This window comes from Brevundimonas terrae (assembly GCF_011761985.1).
GTDB lineage: Bacteria > Pseudomonadota > Alphaproteobacteria > Caulobacterales > Caulobacteraceae > Brevundimonas > Brevundimonas terrae.
The window spans coordinates 84,938-100,415 of the sequence record NZ_JAASQT010000002.1 but is presented as its reverse complement, the minus strand read 5'-3'; the positions used below and the strand labels follow the sequence as shown (position 1 = coordinate 100,415).

The following is a 15,478-nucleotide window of genomic DNA, read 5'->3' as shown; positions in this document are numbered from 1 at the left end:
GACCAAAAGTGGGTAAGCTGAAAACCGGCCTGATATTCGGGGCCATCGCCATTATCGGCGCGATATCGATCGGGGTTCTGGCCCTGCATCAGGGCGAGAGCATCAGCGCCGTGTGGATGGTCACCGCCGCCCTGTGCGTCTATGCCATCGCCTATCGCTTCTATGCCAAATATCTGGCGGGCAAGGTGCTGCAACTGGACGCCAAGCGGCCCACGCCTGCCGTGCGCCACAATGATGGTCTGGACTATGTGCCGACCCCCAAGAACGTGCTGTTCGGCCACCATTTCGCAGCCATTGCAGGGGCCGGCCCCCTCGTCGGTCCGGTGCTCGCGGCCCAGATGGGCTATCTGCCCGGCATGTTGTGGATTCTGGTCGGCGTGGTGATCGCAGGGGCCGTTCAGGACATGCTGGTCCTGTTCATGTCCACCCGCCGCGACGGTCGTTCGCTGGGCGATATGATCCGCACCGAAATGGGCCCGATCCCCGGCATTATCGCCCAGATTGGCGTGCTGATGATCATGGTCATCATTCTGGCCGTGCTGGCTCTGGTTGTGGTCAAGGCTCTGGCCGAAAGCCCGTGGGGCACGTTCACCGTCGCCGCCACCATCCCCATCGCCATCTTTATGGGGCTCTATACCCGCTATATCCGCCCCGGACGTGTGGGCGAGATTTCGGTTATCGGTGTGGTCCTTTTGATCGGATCGATCATTCTGGGCGGACAGGTCGCCTATCACCCCGTATGGGGACCGGCCTTCACCCTGTCGGGGACGACGCTGGCCATCGCCATGATGGCCTATGGCTTTATCGCCTCGGTCATGCCCGTCTGGCTGCTGCTGGCCCCGCGTGACTATCTGTCGACCTTCCTCAAGATCGGCGCGATTGCGGCTCTGGCCATCGGTATCCTGATTGTCCGTCCCGAACTGCAAATGCCGGCCATCACCCCGTTCATCGACGGGTCGGGTCCGGTCTTCTCCGGCGCGCTGTTCCCGTTCCTGTTCATCACCATTGCCTGTGGTGCCGTCTCGGGCTTCCATGCCCTGATCGCATCGGGCACCACGCCCAAACTGATCGAGAACGAGAACCAGATTCCGCTGATCGGCTATGGCGCAATGCTGTGCGAAAGCTTCGTTGCTGTCATGGCACTGATCGCGGCCTGTGTGCTGGACCCCGCCGTCTATTTCGTCATGAACAGCCCTGCCGCCGTCATCGGCACGGACGTTACCTCTGCGGCTGCCGCTGTGGCGCAATGGGGCTTCCACATTACCCCTGCCGAGCTTGAAACCCTCGCACGGCAAGTGGGCGAACATTCCATCCTGTCACGCGCAGGCGGTGCGCCTACCCTCGCCGTCGGCATGGCGCACATCCTGTCCAGCGTCATCGGTGGCGAAGCCATGATGAGCTTCTGGTACCATTTCGCCATCCTGTTCGAAGCCCTGTTCATCCTGACCACGGTCGATGCAGGCACCCGCGTCTGCCGCTTCATGATTCAGGACCTGCTGGGCGTCGCCATGCCGAAAATGCGCAACACCCAAAGCTGGACCGGCAATGTCATCGCCACCGCCCTGACGGTCGGACTTTGGGGCTATTTCCTCTATGCCGGTGTGGTCGATCCGCTGGGCGGCATTAACAGCCTGTGGCCGCTGTTCGGCATCGCCAACCAGATGCTGGCGGCGATTGCCCTGATGCTCGGCACCGTCGTGCTGTTCAAGATGAAGCGCCAGAGGTTCGCATGGGTGGCCATGGTTCCGGCCTTCTGGCTGCTGGTCTGCACCCTGACCGCCGGTTTCCAGAAGCTGTTCCATCCGGACATCCGCGTCGGCTTCCTGTCGCACGCCGCCCGCTACAAAGGCTCGATGGAGGCTGGCGAACTGATGGCTCCGGCCAAGTCGGCGGCCGACATGCAGCACATCATCTTCAATGACTATGTGAATGCCGCCCTGACGGCTGGCTTCCTGTTCGTGGTTATCGTGATCCTGTTCTACAGCATCGGTGCTTGCCGCAAGGCCCTCAAGAACAGCCAGCCGACCGCAGTGGAGATCCCGCCCGCGAACGAGGTCGCCCATGCCTGAAGCCGACCTTCTGTGCCTGTGCCGTGACACCCTGTCCCGTTGGGGCAAGGATGCGCGGCGCACCGCCAGCCTGATGATCGGACAGCCCGACTATGACGCCTATCTGGCCCATAGCCGCGCCACCCACCCCGATCAGCAGCCACTGGATCGCACCGCCTTTTTCCGCCTGCACGAAGCCAGACGCTTTGGTGCAGGTGGCGGTTTCAAATGTTGTTAATTCACGCAAACCCTCTTTGAACGACAATGCGCCGTTCAAAGAGGGTTTTTCTTATGAAAAAAGCCGTCTCTGTAACCGATGTTCGCCATCTGTGACCGCCACAGACTTGCACTTATGGCCAGTCCGTCCCATTGAGACGCCAAACTTTCGTCCTTGCTGACCAGGAGATCTCCCATGACCGTTCGCGTCGCCATTAACGGCTTTGGCCGTATCGGCCGTCTTGTTCTTCGCTCGATCGTCGAGCATGGCCGCAAGGACATCGAAGTCGTGGCGATCAACGACCTCGGTCCGGTTGAAACCAACGCCCACCTGCTGCGCTATGACTCGGTCCACGGCCGGTTCCCGGGCACCATCACCTCGGGTGAGGACTGGATCGACGTCGGCTACGGCAAGATCAAGGTCACCGCAGAGCGCGATCCGGCCAAGCTGCCGCACGCCGAACTGAACGTCGACATCGCCTTCGAGTGCACCGGCATCTTCGCCACTAAAGAAAAGGCCTCGGCCCACCTGACCGCAGGTGCCAAGCGCGTTCTGGTTTCGGCTCCGGCCGACAATGCCGACAAGACCATCGTCTTCGGCGTGAACCACGAAACCCTCGGTGCCGACGACATCGTCGTCTCGAACGCTTCGTGCACCACCAACTGCCTGGCACCGATCGCCAAGGTTCTGAACGAACTGGTCGGCATCGAGCGTGGCTACATGACCACCATCCACGCCTATACCGGTGACCAACCGACCCTCGACACCATGCACAAAGACCCGTACCGCGGTCGCGCTGCTGCCCTGTCGATGATCCCGACCTCGACCGGCGCCGCCAAGGCTGTGGGTCTGGTTCTGCCGGAACTGAAGGGCAAGCTGGACGGTTCGTCGATCCGCGTCCCGACCCCGAACGTCTCGGTCGTTGACCTGAAGATCGTTGCCGGTCGCGCCACCACCAAGGAAGAAGTCAACGCTGCTCTGGAAGCTGCCGCCAACGGTCCGATGAAGGGTGTTCTGTTCACCTCGACCGACCCGCTGGTGTCGATCGACCTGAACCACCACAACGCCTCGTCGACCGCTGCCCTGCCGCAGACCCAGGTCATCGACGGCACCCTGGTGCGCGTGCTGAGCTGGTACGACAACGAGTGGGGCTTCGCCACCCGCATGTCGGACACCGCCCTGCAAATGGCCAAGTTCCTGTAAGAAAAAACGTCTTGGGCCCTCTCCCGTCGGGAGAGGGCTTGAGCGCCCAAGAGCCAAAGGCGATTGGCTGCGCGAAAGGGTGAGGGTTACGGCTTTGACAGCGAACCGCATCACCTTTGCCAGACAACTCAGACAGAGCTCCGGCCTCGCAGAACAAAAAGTTTGGGGACAGCTCAGGAGCGGCAAAATTGACGGGCACAAATTCCGTCGTCAGCATCCAGTAGGGCGCTATATTGCTGATTTCGCCTGTGAACGCCTCAGACTTATTATTGAGATCGATGGCAGCATTCATGCGCGCGACGATATCGCGCTCAATGATCACCTTCGCCAAACTGAACTCGAAACCTTGGGCTGGTCCTTGCTACGGTTCTCAAACGAACAGGCTCTGGCCCAACCCGAACTGATTGCGAACGCCATCCGTGACCACGTTCGCACTATAGATATTTAAGCACGGCCTCTACTGCCTAAGGCCAGCCCTCATCCGGCCCTGCGGGCCACCTTCTCCCCTCGGGAGAAGGAAGACTGGAACGCTAAGAATGACCTTCCGCACCCTCGACGACGCTAAAGACCTTTCAGGCAAGACCGCCCTCGTTCGCGTGGACTTCAACGTCCCGATGGAAAATGGCGCAGTCACCGACGACACCCGTCTTCGCGTGGCCCTGCCGACCATCAACAAGCTGCGTGAAGCCGGTGCCAAGGTGGCCCTGCTGGCCCACTTCGACCGTCCCAAGGGCGAGCGAGTGCCGTCCATGAGCCTGAAGCCGGTTGTCGAGCCGCTGGAAATCCTGCTGGGCGCACCTGTACGTTTCGCCGATGACTGCATTGGTGACGAAGCCAAGGCTGCTCTGGCCGATACCGACGCCGGCGGCGTGGTGCTGCTGGAAAACGTGCGCTTCCACAAGGGCGAGGAAAAGAACGACGCCGACTTCGCCAAGGCTCTGGCTGAGCTTGGCGACATCTTCGTCAACGACGCCTTCTCGGCCGCCCACCGCGCCCACGCCTCGACCGAAGGTCTGGCCCGCATCCTGCCGGCCTTCGCCGGTGAATCCATGCGCCGCGAACTGGAAGCTCTGGACGCCGCACTCGGCACGCCTGTGAAGCCGGTCATCGGTATCGTCGGCGGCGCCAAGGTTTCAACCAAGCTGGACCTGCTGAAAAACCTCGTTGCCAAGCTGGACTATCTGGCCATCGGCGGCGGCATGGCCAACACCTTCCTGCACGCCCAAGGCGTCGATGTCGGCGGTTCGCTGTGCGAGAAAGACCTCGCCGACACCGCCCGTGAGATCATGGAAGAAGCTCGTCAAAAGGGCTGTGAACTGCTGCTGCCAGTGGATGTGGTTGTGGCCAAGGGCGTCAAGCCGGGTATCGAACACGGCGTTCGCGCGCTGGACCGTATCGCCGCTGATGACCTGATCCTCGATGCCGGCCCTGAAACCGTCGCCCGCCTGACCCGCGCCATGGGCCTGTCCAAGACCTTGATCTGGAACGGCCCGCTGGGCGTGTTCGAGGTTCCGCCGTTTGACGCCGCGACCAATGCTGCCGCCAAGGAAGCCGCAAACCTCGCCAAGACTGGCAAGCTGACCGCCGTGGCCGGTGGCGGCGACACTGTCGCGGCCCTCAACCACGCTGGCGTTGTCGCAGACATGACCTTTGTCTCGACCGCGGGCGGTGCCTTCCTTGAATGGATGGAAGGTAAGCCGCTTCCGGGCGTCGACGCGCTTCGCGCATAATCACTCAAAGGGGCGGATACCATCGGTGTCCGCCCTTTCGTCATCGGGGCGCAAAGGTGACTTTTCGCCCCTTCCGGTCTACATCAGACCCACACTCGCTTAGATTCTTCGGAGACCTTTCAGGATGGCGCGCATCACCCTGCGTCAGCTGCTCGATCACGCAGCTGAAAACGACTACGGCCTGCCGGCGTACAACATCAACAATATGGAACAGGGCCTGGCCATCATGGAGGCCGCCGACGCCGTCAATGCGCCGGTCATCATCCAGGCTTCGCGCGGTGCCCGCTCCTATGCCAACGACATCGTTCTGGCCCGCCTGATCGACGCTCTGGTCGAGCTGTATCCGCATATTCCGGTTTGTATGCACCAAGACCACGGCAATGGTCCGGCAACCTGCGCCACCGCCATCCAGTACGGCTTCACCTCGGTGATGATGGACGGCTCGCTGGAAGAAGACGCCAAGACCCCTGCATCGTATGAATACAATGTCGACGTCACCCGTCGCGTCACCGAAATGGCCCACGCGTGCGGCGTTTCGGTTGAGGGCGAACTGGGCGTTCTGGGTTCGCTGGAAACCGGCATGGGCGAGGCCGAAGACGGCCACGGCTTCGAAGGCAAGCTGGACCACTCGGCCCTGCTGACCGATCCGGATCAGGCTGTTGATTTCGTGAAGGCCACCAAGGTCGATGCTCTGGCCATCGCCATGGGCACCTCGCACGGTGCCTACAAGTTCACCCGTCAACCGGACGGCGAAGTCCTCGCCATGAACGTGATCGAGGAAATCCACCGTCGCCTGCCGAACACCCACCTGGTGATGCACGGCTCGTCGTCGGTGCCGCAGGACCTGCAGGACATCATCAACGCCTATGGCGGTGCGATGCCGCAAACCTGGGGCGTGCCGGTCGAAGAAATCCAGCGCGGCATCAAGAACGGCGTGCGCAAGGTCAATATCGACACCGACAACCGCATGGCCATGACAGGCGCCATCCGCAAAATGCTGATGGAAAAACCGGGCGAGTTCGACCCGCGCTACTATCTGAAGCCCGCCAAGGAAGCCATGCGCAAGCTGTGTCAGGAACGCTACCTGCAGTTCGGCTGTGAAGGTATGGCCTCCAAGATCAAGCCGCTGTCCACCGCCCAGATGGCCAAGCGCTATGCTGCCGGTTCGCTGGACCCGCAAATCGGCTAATCCCGATTACGGTAAAATACAAAGACGCCCCGCAGATCACTCTGCGGGGCGTTTTCTTTACCAGACGCCGTAACGGCCACCGACAGAGCGGATAATCATCCGCGCCTCGTATTCGACAGCACGATATTCGTCCTCGGCCATACGCAGTTCACGCCGCGCATCGCGTAATTCTATCCGCAAGTCACGGATACGGGCGCGAATACGCTCGCGCTCCTCTTGGCTCAGATCTTCCTGACGCAGTTCGCGCTCCTTGGCCTCCAGCTTGTTCTCGCGGTCACGGATACGCGAGACCGCCGAGCGGACATTGCTCTCGGCATCCGACAGCACACGCTCGGCCTGATACACCCTCACCCCGTCCTCATAGGCGGGCAGGAAGTTGCGCTCTTCATCGGGCGTACAGACCCCGTTATAGGTCGACCCGTTGCGCCCAACACGAAACCCGTTGTCCCACCGGCAATAGGTCCGCAAACCCTGATCACGCGCCGAATAATAGGCCGCCGGATTGGGCGTGACCCCGAACTTGGCACAGGCCTTGGCATGGTCGTCCAGCCGTTCCGGCACACGCCCGTTCAATCCGTCCTGATAGCCCTTGCCGCCCCAGTCACCGGCCAGACACTGGTCCTCGCTCATGGTGGCGCAACTGCCCAGCAGTGCCGCCGCCCCGCTTACAACCGCTATCGTCAGTATGCGTTTCATCATCTGCCACCAGAGCGTTTCCGCTTGGCGGGTTGAGCCCGCTTCAAGCCGTGCTAATCACACCTCATGGCCGATGAACCAATAATGACCGACGAAGACAATACCGAAGATGCGGGAGCCGAAATCCTCTCCGCCGAGGTCACAGCCTCCGGTATCCGTCTGGACAAGGCCCTGTCCGATGCCTTCCCCACCCTATCACGTGCCCGCCTTCAGGCCTTGCTGGCCGAAGGTGCCGTATCCAAGGACGGACAGGTCCTGACCTCGGGCAAGGCCAAGGCCACCTGCGGCACCTACACCATCACCCTGCCCCCCGTGGCCCCCGCCGAGCCACAGCCCGAGAACATCCCCCTCACCGTCCTGTTCGAGGACGCGCATCTGATCGTCGTCGACAAGCCCTCCGGCATGGCCGCCCACCCTGCCCCCGGTTGCGAGAACGGCACACTGGTCAATGCCCTGCTCTATCACTGTGGCGACACGCTTTCCGGCATCGGCGGCGTCGCCCGCCCTGGTATCGTCCATCGTCTCGACAAGGACACATCCGGCGTCATGGTCGCCGCCAAAACCGACGAGGCCCATCAAGGCCTGTCCGCCCTGTTCGCCACCCACGACATAGAACGCACCTATATCGCCCTGACACGTGGCACCCCCAATGCCCTCAGCGGCCGCATCGACACCCAGATCGGTCGCTCCCTGCATGACCGTAAAAAAATGGCGGTCCTGAAACACGGCGGCCGTCAGGCCATCACCGACTATGTCGTCCAGAAAACCTATGGCCAGCCCGCCAAGGCCAGCGGCGCACCCCTCGCATCGCGCATCGCCTGCACCCTGCATACAGGCCGCACCCACCAGATCCGCGTGCATATGGCCTCGGTCGGCGCGCCTCTGCTGGGTGACCCCGTCTATGGCTCGGGTGCCGCCGCCATCCCCGTCCGCGCCATCCTCGAAGAACTGAACTTCACCCGTCAGGCTCTGCACGCCGCCATCCTCGGTTTCGTCCATCCGGTGACTGGCGAAGCCCTGCGTTTCGAAACCGCGCCGCCCGCCGATATGCAGGCTCTGGAGACGCGCCTCTGCGCGCTTGATTAGCAACCGATCTTGTGCTAGTTATCTCTCAACGCCCAGAGATGCTCCCCCGTCTGCATGGCCTTGGCACAAAATCGTAATTCAAACGCGCTTTTGCCCCTTTAAAACCATGCAACGAATACCATCTCTATCCATTGAGGGGCGAGGCGATGGTGCACGCATGTGGCCATAGCCGAAGCGCCCGCTCGTTATTCGGTCGGAGGGACCACATGGCTAATACCACTTTGACGGTGATGTCGCCTGAACAGGGGCTATCGCGTTATCTCTCGGAAATCCGCAAGTTTCCGATGCTTACCAAGGACGAAGAATTCATGCTGGCCAAACGCTGGTCCGAGCATGAAGACCCCGAAGCGGCGCACCGTCTGGTAACATCGCACCTTCGCCTCGTGGCCAAGATCGCCATGGGTTATCGCGGCTACGGCCTGCCGATCGGCGAAGTTATTTCCGAAGGCAATGTCGGTCTGATGCAGGCCGTCAAGAAATTCGACCCCGACAAGGGCTTCCGCCTGGCCACCTACGCCATGTGGTGGATTCGCGCGTCCATTCAGGAATACATCCTGCGTTCGTGGTCGCTGGTCAAAATGGGCACCACCGCCGCCCAGAAGAAGCTGTTCTTCAACCTTCGCAAAGCCAAGAGCCAGATCTCGGCCTTCGAAGAAGGCGACCTGCTGCCCGAACACCTCGAACAGATCGCGACCAAGCTCGGCGTCAGCCAGCAGGAAGTCATCGACATGAACCGCCGTCTGGGTGGTGACTCGTCGCTGAACGCCCCCATGCGCGCCGACGGTGAATCCGAGTGGCAGGACTGGCTGGCCGATGACGATGCCATCAGTCAGGAAACCCAGCTGGCCGACAACGAAGAGCGCGGCATCCGTATGTCGCTGCTCCAAGAAGCCATGGAAGAACTGACCGACCGCGAAAAGCACATCCTGACCGAGCGTCGCCTCAAGGATGATCCGGTCACCCTCGAAGAATTGGCCGGCCAATATGGCGTCAGCCGTGAGCGCGTCCGCCAGATCGAGGTCCGCGCCTTCGAGAAATTGCAAAAAGCGATGCAGGCTGCTGCCCTCGAACGCAACCTCGTCAACGCCTAGGCGTTACACCGTTTCTCCTCCCCCGAAGTGAAGAGGGCGACTGGATCACTCCAGCCGCCCTTTTCTTGTGCGCCCGTTCTTCCTAGCCAGACCGCGCCTAGGCCTGTCTGGCCAGCGTCTTGGACGAGGCCAGCGCCAGAATAGCCTTCACCGGCCCGTTCAACTGCTCCAGCGACGTGCGACCCATTTCCAGTTCGGTCTGCAAACCCACAGCCGCCAGTGTCAGGGCTGTATCACCCGTCTTCACACCCAACATCTTCAAGGTCTTGCCCTGCTCTCCGATAGCACGCACGGCTTGTGCCGGATCGCTCGAGAACTGAACCAGAGCAGAGGCCAAAATCCGCATGGACTGGTCCTTGATCCCGTCCAGCGTCGGCTCGCCGCCCTCGTCGGCCTTGCGTTTGCGCGGCCCCGCATAGTCCACCGCGTTGAAACGGCGGCGGTCCGGCCCGACATAGCCCACAGCCTCCACCCAGTCGCGCGGCTTGGTCGCCAGATTTTCGATCCGGCGATACAGATCACCACTGGTGAAAGGCTTTCTCAGAAACTCGTGCACACCGGCATCACGCGCGCCCTTGATGGACGAGGCTGTCGCCTCCGCCGTCACCATGATGATCGGCGCTCGTCGCGTGGACAGGCTGGACCTGCGGATACGGCGCGCCAAGGCCTCGCCATCCAGCTTCGGGCCAGAACGCTCCATAATAAACAGACCCGGTTCCATTTCACGGGCCAGATCAACCACGCGCGCATCATCGGATTCAATCGCGACATCGCGACTGCCAAACCCCTTCAACAGGTCGGCCATCAGCTTGGCCCCCGCCGGATTGGGGTCCACAATAACGACCCGGCGTACCACCGGGGCGATTTTTTGCATCGATCTGGTATCTAAAGCGAACAAGGCTGCCCCCGAATATCAGGGACAGCCTTATACGCACGGGGTTAAAAACCCCTTGTCTCTATTTAGAGATTATCCCTGAAACGGATCGCGCATCAGGATCGTGTCGTCGCGCTCGGGGCTGGTGGACAACAGGGCCACCGGCGCACCGATCAGTTCCTCGATACGGCGCACATATTTGATCGCATTGGCGTTAATGTCCTTAAAGCTGCGAACACCACCGGTGCTTTCGCTCCAGCCTTCCAGCTCTTCAAACACCGGCTCGGCTGCCGCCTGATCCTTCAGGCTCGACGGCAGATAGTCCAGCACCTCGCCATTCACGCGATAACCCACGCAAATCTTCAGCGTCTTCAGACCGTCCAGAACGTCCAGCTTGGTCAGGGCAATACCGTCAATGCCATTGATGGCCACCGACTGGCGCACCAGCACAGCATCGAACCAGCCACAACGACGCGCACGGCCGGTATTCACACCCACCTCGCGCCCAACCGTCGCCAGATGGTCAGCCACTTCGTCATCCAGCTCACAGGCGAACGGACCTTCACCCACGCGGGTCGTATAGGCCTTCACAATGCCCAGCACATAGCCAACGCCACGCGGGCCAATGCCCGAACCGGCTGCCGCCTGACCTGCAACGGTATTGGACGAAGTCACATACGGATAGGTGCCATGGTCCACATCAAGGAACGCACCTTGCGCGCCTTCAAACAGGATGCGCTTTCCAGCCTTCTGGGCCTGATCCAGCACACGCCATGCGGGCTTCACATAGGGCAAAATCTTCGGCGCAATATCCAGCAACTGCTGCAACAGAGCCTGAGGATCAATCGGCTCCAGCCCCAGACCGGCACGCAGCGGGTCGTGGTGCGAGCGCAGACGGTCAATCTTGACCTTCAGGTCTTCTTCATTGGCCAGATCGCAAACGCGGATCGCACGGCGGCCCACCTTGTCCTCATAGGCCGGACCGATACCGCGACCGGTCGTGCCGATCTTGGCACCAGGAGCCGAAGCTGCCGCTTCACGCGCCACGTCCAGCGCCGGATGGATCGGCAGGATCAGACAGGCATTGTCGGCAATCGTCAGCAATTCAGGGCTGATCGCCACGCCCTGCGCTTCGATCTTGGCGATTTCGTTTACAAGGTGCCACGGGTCCACGACCACGCCATTACCGATGATGGAGGGCTTGCCCTGCACCACACCGCTGGGCAGCAGCGCCAGCTTATAGACCTTGCCATCGACAACGAGGGTATGCCCCGCATTATGGCCGCCCTGGAACCGCACCACCATATCGGCGCGATTGGACAGCCAGTCCACGATCTTGCCCTTGCCCTCGTCACCCCACTGGGCGCCGACTACCGCAACATTTGCCACTGCACTGATCTCCGCGAGTAAAACGCGGTAGCAGCCTATAACCGTTGAATCGTCGGCTGTCGCCCTCGGTCATTGGAAATATCAGATTTCCGCCACCGCCGTTGCAAAAGCCCATTCCAGCCACGGCCCGATCGCCACCACATCGGCGGTTTCCACCGTGCATCCGCACCACAACCGCAGCCCCGGCGGCGCATTACGGTGCGGTTCCATATCGTAAACCGCCCCTTCGTCTTCCAGCAGGGCTTTGAAGCGCTTCACAAAGGTCTTCTGGCCCTTGTCATCCAGCGCCGAAACACGATCGTCGGTAAATTTCAAACACACCGAGGTCGTCGAACGAATATCCTCGCGTTGCGGCAAGAAATCGACCCACGCCGTCTTCTGCACCCACGCTTCCAGCGCCGCATAGTTGGCATCGGTGCGCGCAATCAGCGCCTCACAGCCCCCAACCGACTTGGCCCATTCCAGCGCATCGATCCAGTCCTCCATGGTCAGGACCGAGGCCGTATTGATGACCACGCCTTCCGCCAGCGTCCGGTCGAACTTCCCGTCCTTACCCGTCAGACGCAGCACCTTGGGCACCGGCCAGGCGGGCACATTCTCGTCCAGACGCGCCACAGCGCGCGGCGACATCACCATCACGCCAATGCCCGCCTCGCCGCCCAGTGCCTTCTGGAAACTAAAGGTCGTCACATCCAGCTTGGCCCAGTCCAGAGGCTGTGCAAACGCCGCCGAGGTCGCATCACAGATGCTCAAACCTTCGCGGTCCGCCGCGATCCAGTCACCGTCCGGCACCTTCACGCCCGACGTGGTGCCATTCCACGGAAACACCACATCATGCGACCAGTCCACGACCGACAGGTCCGGCAAGTCCCCCCACGGGGCCTTCACCACCACCGGATCAAGCTTCAGATGGTCCCGCACATCCTCGGCCCATGTCAGGCCAAAATTCTCGAACGCCACCACCGTCACAGGCTTCGGCCCCAGCATCCCCCACAGGGCCGCTTCCACCGCGCCGGTATCCGAACCCGGCGTAAACACCATGACATAGTCGTCCGGCACACCCAGCACTTCGCGGGTCAGCTTCAGGCCATAGGCAAAACGCGCTGTCGTCTCGGGCGCACGGATACCACGCCCGTGCAAAGCCTCCGAAAGTCCTGCCAGCTTATAACCGGGTCGCTTGGCCGTCGGCCCCGACGAAAACCACGGACGCGCAGGCTTCACAACAGGCTTCACAACAGGCATCGGCAGCAATCCCTCTAGGCCAAGGTTCTAGGCAGGGTGGCGAACGACAGACTCACCACCACAGAACGCAGATTGCCTTACGCCATCACTTGCCCGGCGTGTAGGGCCGATTTTTGCGCCAATCCTCGGCAAAGCGCACCAGAAGTTCGTCTTCTTCGTCCGGCAGCGTCACCATCAGCTTGGCCAACAGGTCCCCGCGCTTGCCATCGGCATAGCCACCGCGCCCTTTCAGACGCAGTACCTTGCCCGAGTTCGAGCCCTTGGGGATGCTCATCATCACCTTGCCCTCAGGCGTCGGCACCGTCACCTTGCCGCCCAGCACCGCATCGGGCACCGAAACCGGCAGGTCCATATGCAGGTCCGCCCCGTCGCGGCGGTAAAGCGCGTGCGGCACGATCCGAAGCTCGATCATGGCGTCACCGGCCTGCGTGCGCCCCGGCGCACCCTGACCTTTCAGACGCACCACCTGACCGTCCGACGCGCCCTTGGGGATAGCCACATCCACCATGCGCCCGTCCGAGAACTGGATACGGCGCGTGGTGCCCGAGATCACCTCTTCAAGGCTGACCTCCAGCGTGGCGCGGATATCCTGCCCCTTGCCACCGCCAAAGCCGCGATTGGCACCACCGCCACCGAAACCGGCAAACAGGTCCGACAGGTCGATATCTTCAAAACCACCCCGCTGGCCCGAGCCACCAAAGCCCGAGAAACCACCCGAACGACCGCCGCCGCCTGCACCGCCACTAAAGCCGCGATACTGCTCGCGTCCGTCGGCATCGATCTCGCCACGGTCGTATTTGGCACGCTTCTCGGCATCGCCCAGCAGGTCAAAGGCCGCCGTTATGCGCTTGAAACGCTCTTCGGACGCCTTGTCCCCCGGATTCTTGTCGGGGTGCAGTTCCTTGGCCAGCTTGCGAAAAGCCTTCTTGATCTCGTCAGCACTCGCGCCTTTTGAAACGCCAAGTTCCTTATAGGGATCACCAGCCACGCTTGTTCAGCTCCAGGATTCAAAATCACAACTCCCTGTCAGTTAGGGCATCCAAGCCCCCCTTGAAAGGGGTCGCGCTATTTCAAGCGTAACAAGGCTTCCTCACCCCACCCCCAACCATCGCCCCACTGAGCCACAGCCAGCGTCACTTCCGCTGCCATACCTTGCGGAAAATCGACCGCCTGCTGCGCTTTTTCATACAGCGCCCGCGTGTCGTGAACCTGCCATTCACGCACAGTCTCGCCTGCCGCCATCACCCGCAACCGGAACCGCCTCGGATCAGGCTCGATCCCATCCTCGCCCCAACCATCCCCGCCGGTTCGCACACAGACCTGCCAGCTCAAGCCAAGACCATCCTCGCCCGCCACCTTCCTGAAATGGGCGGGCCGCCACGGCATAGAGCCCCTGCGCTGCCAGACAAAACGCGCCTCGCTAAACCGCGCCCCTGCCGGTGCCACTCCCTTTGGCCCCACCCGCCAACCTGCGCCGCCTCATCTTCCGCACTGGTATAATACCAATCGAAATCACGCCCGCCCGCGACTTGCCCCACCTGATAATCCCCATCCTGCGGCCATGCGAAAACCGCACCATCCAACCCGCTATCCCCACCTCGCCAGCTACATAGGCCTTGCACAGCGAAAACGCCGTCAGCACCGCCATGTCGTCCAGCGACCGCAACCCCGCCCCGACCAGATAACGCCTGCGCCCCATCGCCCACGGCGTCGAACGCCGCTCATGGCCCGATGCCAGTTCCACAATCTCGGTTTTACGCTCCACCCCGCCGGTCGAACCAAAGGCCAACCGTGCCGGAATCGCTACTTCATCAAATATTTGAGACACTTCGCTCTCCCCCTTGCGGCACGATTTTTATCGCGCCATGATCCCGCCTTAATCGACCGGCTACCGGTTCAATCGGAGGGTTCCCCTTGCGCGGACAGATCACCAGCTACGACACGACGACCAATACCGGCACCATCAAGGGCGAAGACGGTATCAACTACCTGTTCGCCCGCCATGACATCCACACCGGTTCGGACATCAATGTCGGCCACGATGTCGATTTCGTCCCCAATGGCTCCACCGCGACCCAGATCGTCATTCTCGGCCTCGCCAGTGCTGCCGCCGACGCCGCTGCCTCCTTCGGCGCAGCCGCCAACTCGGCCATCAACTCGCTTCCGGGCACCGACGGCTACGATTTCAAATCGGCCCTTCTGTCCTATACCGGCCGCATGCGTCGCCAGCATTTCTGGATCAGCGTCCTGATCATCTTCGGCATCAGCCTCCTGACCTCGTGGATTCCGCTGCTCGGCGGCCTGATCGGTCTGGCCCTGATCTATCCAAACGTCTGCATCACCATCAAACGTCTGCACGACATGGGCAAAACCGGCTGGCTCACCCTTGTCCCCTATGTCGGTGGCCTCATCGCGGCCATCATCATGCTCATCGGCGGCGGCGGTGCCTTCATGATGGCTGCCGTCACCGGCGGCGAACCCAGCGCTGCAGCCATGATGGGTGCCATTGGTGCCATCAGCATCGGCAGCCTGATCGCCATCATCACCAGCCTCGGCTTCCTGCTGTGGATCGGCATCACCGACAGCCAACCCGGCACCAACCAATACGGCCCCAACCCCAAAGGCCTCTGATCCCCGCGATCACCAAACACAAAAGGGCGTCCCACCGGACGCCCTTTTTCTTGCCCGCTCACCCCGACGCGCCTGCTTCCCC

General features: G+C 61.6%; 16 protein-coding genes and 1 pseudogene. 9 read left to right on the top strand and 8 right to left on the bottom strand.

Annotation, left to right across the window (positions count from 1 at the left end; all coding sequences use genetic code 11):
* Positions 1-8: 8 nt before the first annotated feature.
* From FHS64_RS05055 to fba, 6 genes are all read left to right on the top strand, one after another.
* Positions 9-2,069: a carbon starvation CstA family protein gene (locus tag FHS64_RS05055; RefSeq protein WP_167176478.1), complete on the top strand. Its 2,061-nt coding sequence runs from the start codon at positions 9-11 to the stop codon at positions 2,067-2,069.
* Positions 2,062-2,286, top strand: coding sequence for a YbdD/YjiX family protein (locus FHS64_RS05050; RefSeq protein ID WP_167176476.1), 225 nt, complete (start codon positions 2,062-2,064; stop codon positions 2,284-2,286). Before FHS64_RS05055 ends, FHS64_RS05050 begins: the two co-directional genes overlap by 8 nt.
* Positions 2,287-2,460: 174 nt before the next feature.
* Positions 2,461-3,468, top strand: coding sequence for a type I glyceraldehyde-3-phosphate dehydrogenase (gene gap / locus FHS64_RS05045; RefSeq protein ID WP_167176474.1), 1,008 nt, complete (start codon positions 2,461-2,463; stop codon positions 3,466-3,468).
* A 94-nt stretch (positions 3,469-3,562) separates the two neighbouring features.
* A complete protein-coding gene (locus tag FHS64_RS05040) occupies positions 3,563-3,916 on the top strand; it encodes an endonuclease domain-containing protein (protein ID WP_208380645.1) in 354 nt (117 codons plus the stop codon).
* 88 nt (positions 3,917-4,004) lie between these two features.
* A complete protein-coding gene (locus FHS64_RS05035; protein ID WP_167176472.1) occupies positions 4,005-5,198 on the top strand; it encodes a phosphoglycerate kinase in 1,194 nt (397 codons plus the stop codon).
* 124 nt (positions 5,199-5,322) lie between these two features.
* A complete protein-coding gene (fba, locus tag FHS64_RS05030; protein WP_167176470.1) occupies positions 5,323-6,387 on the top strand; it encodes a class II fructose-bisphosphate aldolase in 1,065 nt (354 codons plus the stop codon).
* Positions 6,388-6,444: 57 nt separating this feature from the next.
* On the opposite strand, the gene FHS64_RS05025 is transcribed toward fba, so the two are convergent.
* The gene (locus FHS64_RS05025; protein ID WP_243862801.1) at positions 6,445-7,086 is read right to left on the bottom strand and encodes a DUF2799 domain-containing protein; all 642 of its coding nucleotides are present in this window, start codon (positions 7,084-7,086) and stop codon (positions 6,445-6,447) included.
* A gap of 81 nt (positions 7,087-7,167) precedes the next feature.
* Here FHS64_RS05025 and FHS64_RS05020 point away from each other — a divergent pair, with 81 nt between their 5' ends.
* Both FHS64_RS05020 and rpoH read left to right on the top strand, forming a co-directional pair.
* Positions 7,168-8,169 carry an RluA family pseudouridine synthase gene (locus tag FHS64_RS05020; protein ID WP_243862800.1) on the top strand — a complete coding sequence of 334 codons (1,002 nt, stop codon included), beginning with the start codon at positions 7,168-7,170 and terminating at the stop codon, positions 8,167-8,169.
* A gap of 206 nt (positions 8,170-8,375) precedes the next feature.
* On the top strand, positions 8,376-9,260 hold the full coding sequence (rpoH, locus tag FHS64_RS05015) for an RNA polymerase sigma factor RpoH (protein WP_167176466.1): 885 nt from the start codon (positions 8,376-8,378) through the stop codon (positions 9,258-9,260).
* Positions 9,261-9,357: 97 nt separating this feature from the next.
* Here the strand turns inward: rpoH and FHS64_RS05010 are convergent, their stop codons facing one another.
* The 7 genes and pseudogenes from FHS64_RS05010 to FHS64_RS04980 form a co-directional block, all read right to left on the bottom strand.
* Positions 9,358-10,134 (bottom strand): response regulator, encoded by a 777-nt coding sequence (locus FHS64_RS05010; protein ID WP_243862798.1) that lies wholly within the window; start codon positions 10,132-10,134, stop codon positions 9,358-9,360.
* A gap of 93 nt (positions 10,135-10,227) precedes the next feature.
* Entirely contained in the window at positions 10,228-11,523 is a 1,296-nt protein-coding gene (locus FHS64_RS05005) for an adenylosuccinate synthase (protein WP_167176462.1), read from the bottom strand.
* Between the two features lie 81 nt (positions 11,524-11,604).
* A complete protein-coding gene (locus FHS64_RS05000; protein ID WP_167176460.1) occupies positions 11,605-12,765 on the bottom strand; it encodes a phosphoserine transaminase in 1,161 nt (386 codons plus the stop codon).
* An 85-nt stretch (positions 12,766-12,850) separates the two neighbouring features.
* Entirely contained in the window at positions 12,851-13,753 is a 903-nt protein-coding gene (locus tag FHS64_RS14315) for a DnaJ C-terminal domain-containing protein (protein ID WP_167176458.1), read from the bottom strand.
* Positions 13,754-13,830: 77 nt separating this feature from the next.
* Positions 13,831-14,151, bottom strand: a complete 321-nt coding sequence (locus FHS64_RS04990) for a hypothetical protein (RefSeq protein WP_167176457.1) — start codon at positions 14,149-14,151, stop codon at positions 13,831-13,833.
* Complete coding sequence (locus FHS64_RS14380; protein ID WP_424945235.1) at positions 14,094-14,387, bottom strand: baseplate megatron protein TIM-barrel domain-containing protein; 294 nt, start codon at positions 14,385-14,387, stop codon at positions 14,094-14,096. Before FHS64_RS14380 ends, FHS64_RS04990 begins: the two co-directional genes overlap by 58 nt.
* 5 nt (positions 14,388-14,392) lie before the next feature.
* A pseudogene (locus FHS64_RS04980) lies at positions 14,393-14,584 on the bottom strand (DUF2460 domain-containing protein); the annotation flags it as partial.
* Between the two features lie 95 nt (positions 14,585-14,679).
* On the opposite strand from FHS64_RS04980, the gene FHS64_RS04975 reads away from it, so the two are divergent.
* Complete coding sequence (locus tag FHS64_RS04975; RefSeq protein ID WP_167176455.1) at positions 14,680-15,396, top strand: DUF805 domain-containing protein; 717 nt, start codon at positions 14,680-14,682, stop codon at positions 15,394-15,396.
* Positions 15,397-15,478: the final 82 nt, after the last annotated feature.

Bases quoted from the DNA above. Each gene is read 5' to 3' on its own strand.
- FHS64_RS05050 (WP_167176476.1), top strand. From the start codon at position 2,062: ATGCCTGAAGCCGACCTTCTGTGCCTGTGCCGTGACACCCTGTCCCGT.
- gap (WP_167176474.1), top strand. From the start codon at position 2,461: ATGACCGTTCGCGTCGCCATTAACGGCTTTGGCCGTATCGGCCGTCTT.
- FHS64_RS05035 (WP_167176472.1), top strand. From the start codon at position 4,005: ATGACCTTCCGCACCCTCGACGACGCTAAAGACCTTTCAGGCAAGACC.
- fba (WP_167176470.1), top strand. From the start codon at position 5,323: ATGGCGCGCATCACCCTGCGTCAGCTGCTCGATCACGCAGCTGAAAAC.
- FHS64_RS05025 (WP_243862801.1), bottom strand. From the start codon at position 7,086: ATGATGAAACGCATACTGACGATAGCGGTTGTAAGCGGGGCGGCGGCA.
- FHS64_RS05020 (WP_243862800.1), top strand. From the start codon at position 7,168: ATGACCGACGAAGACAATACCGAAGATGCGGGAGCCGAAATCCTCTCC.
- rpoH (WP_167176466.1), top strand. From the start codon at position 8,376: ATGGCTAATACCACTTTGACGGTGATGTCGCCTGAACAGGGGCTATCG.
- FHS64_RS05010 (WP_243862798.1), bottom strand. From the start codon at position 10,134: ATGCAAAAAATCGCCCCGGTGGTACGCCGGGTCGTTATTGTGGACCCC.
- FHS64_RS05000 (WP_167176460.1), bottom strand. From the start codon at position 12,765: ATGCCTGTTGTGAAGCCTGTTGTGAAGCCTGCGCGTCCGTGGTTTTCG.
- FHS64_RS04990 (WP_167176457.1), bottom strand. From the start codon at position 14,151: ATGCCGTGGCGGCCCGCCCATTTCAGGAAGGTGGCGGGCGAGGATGGT.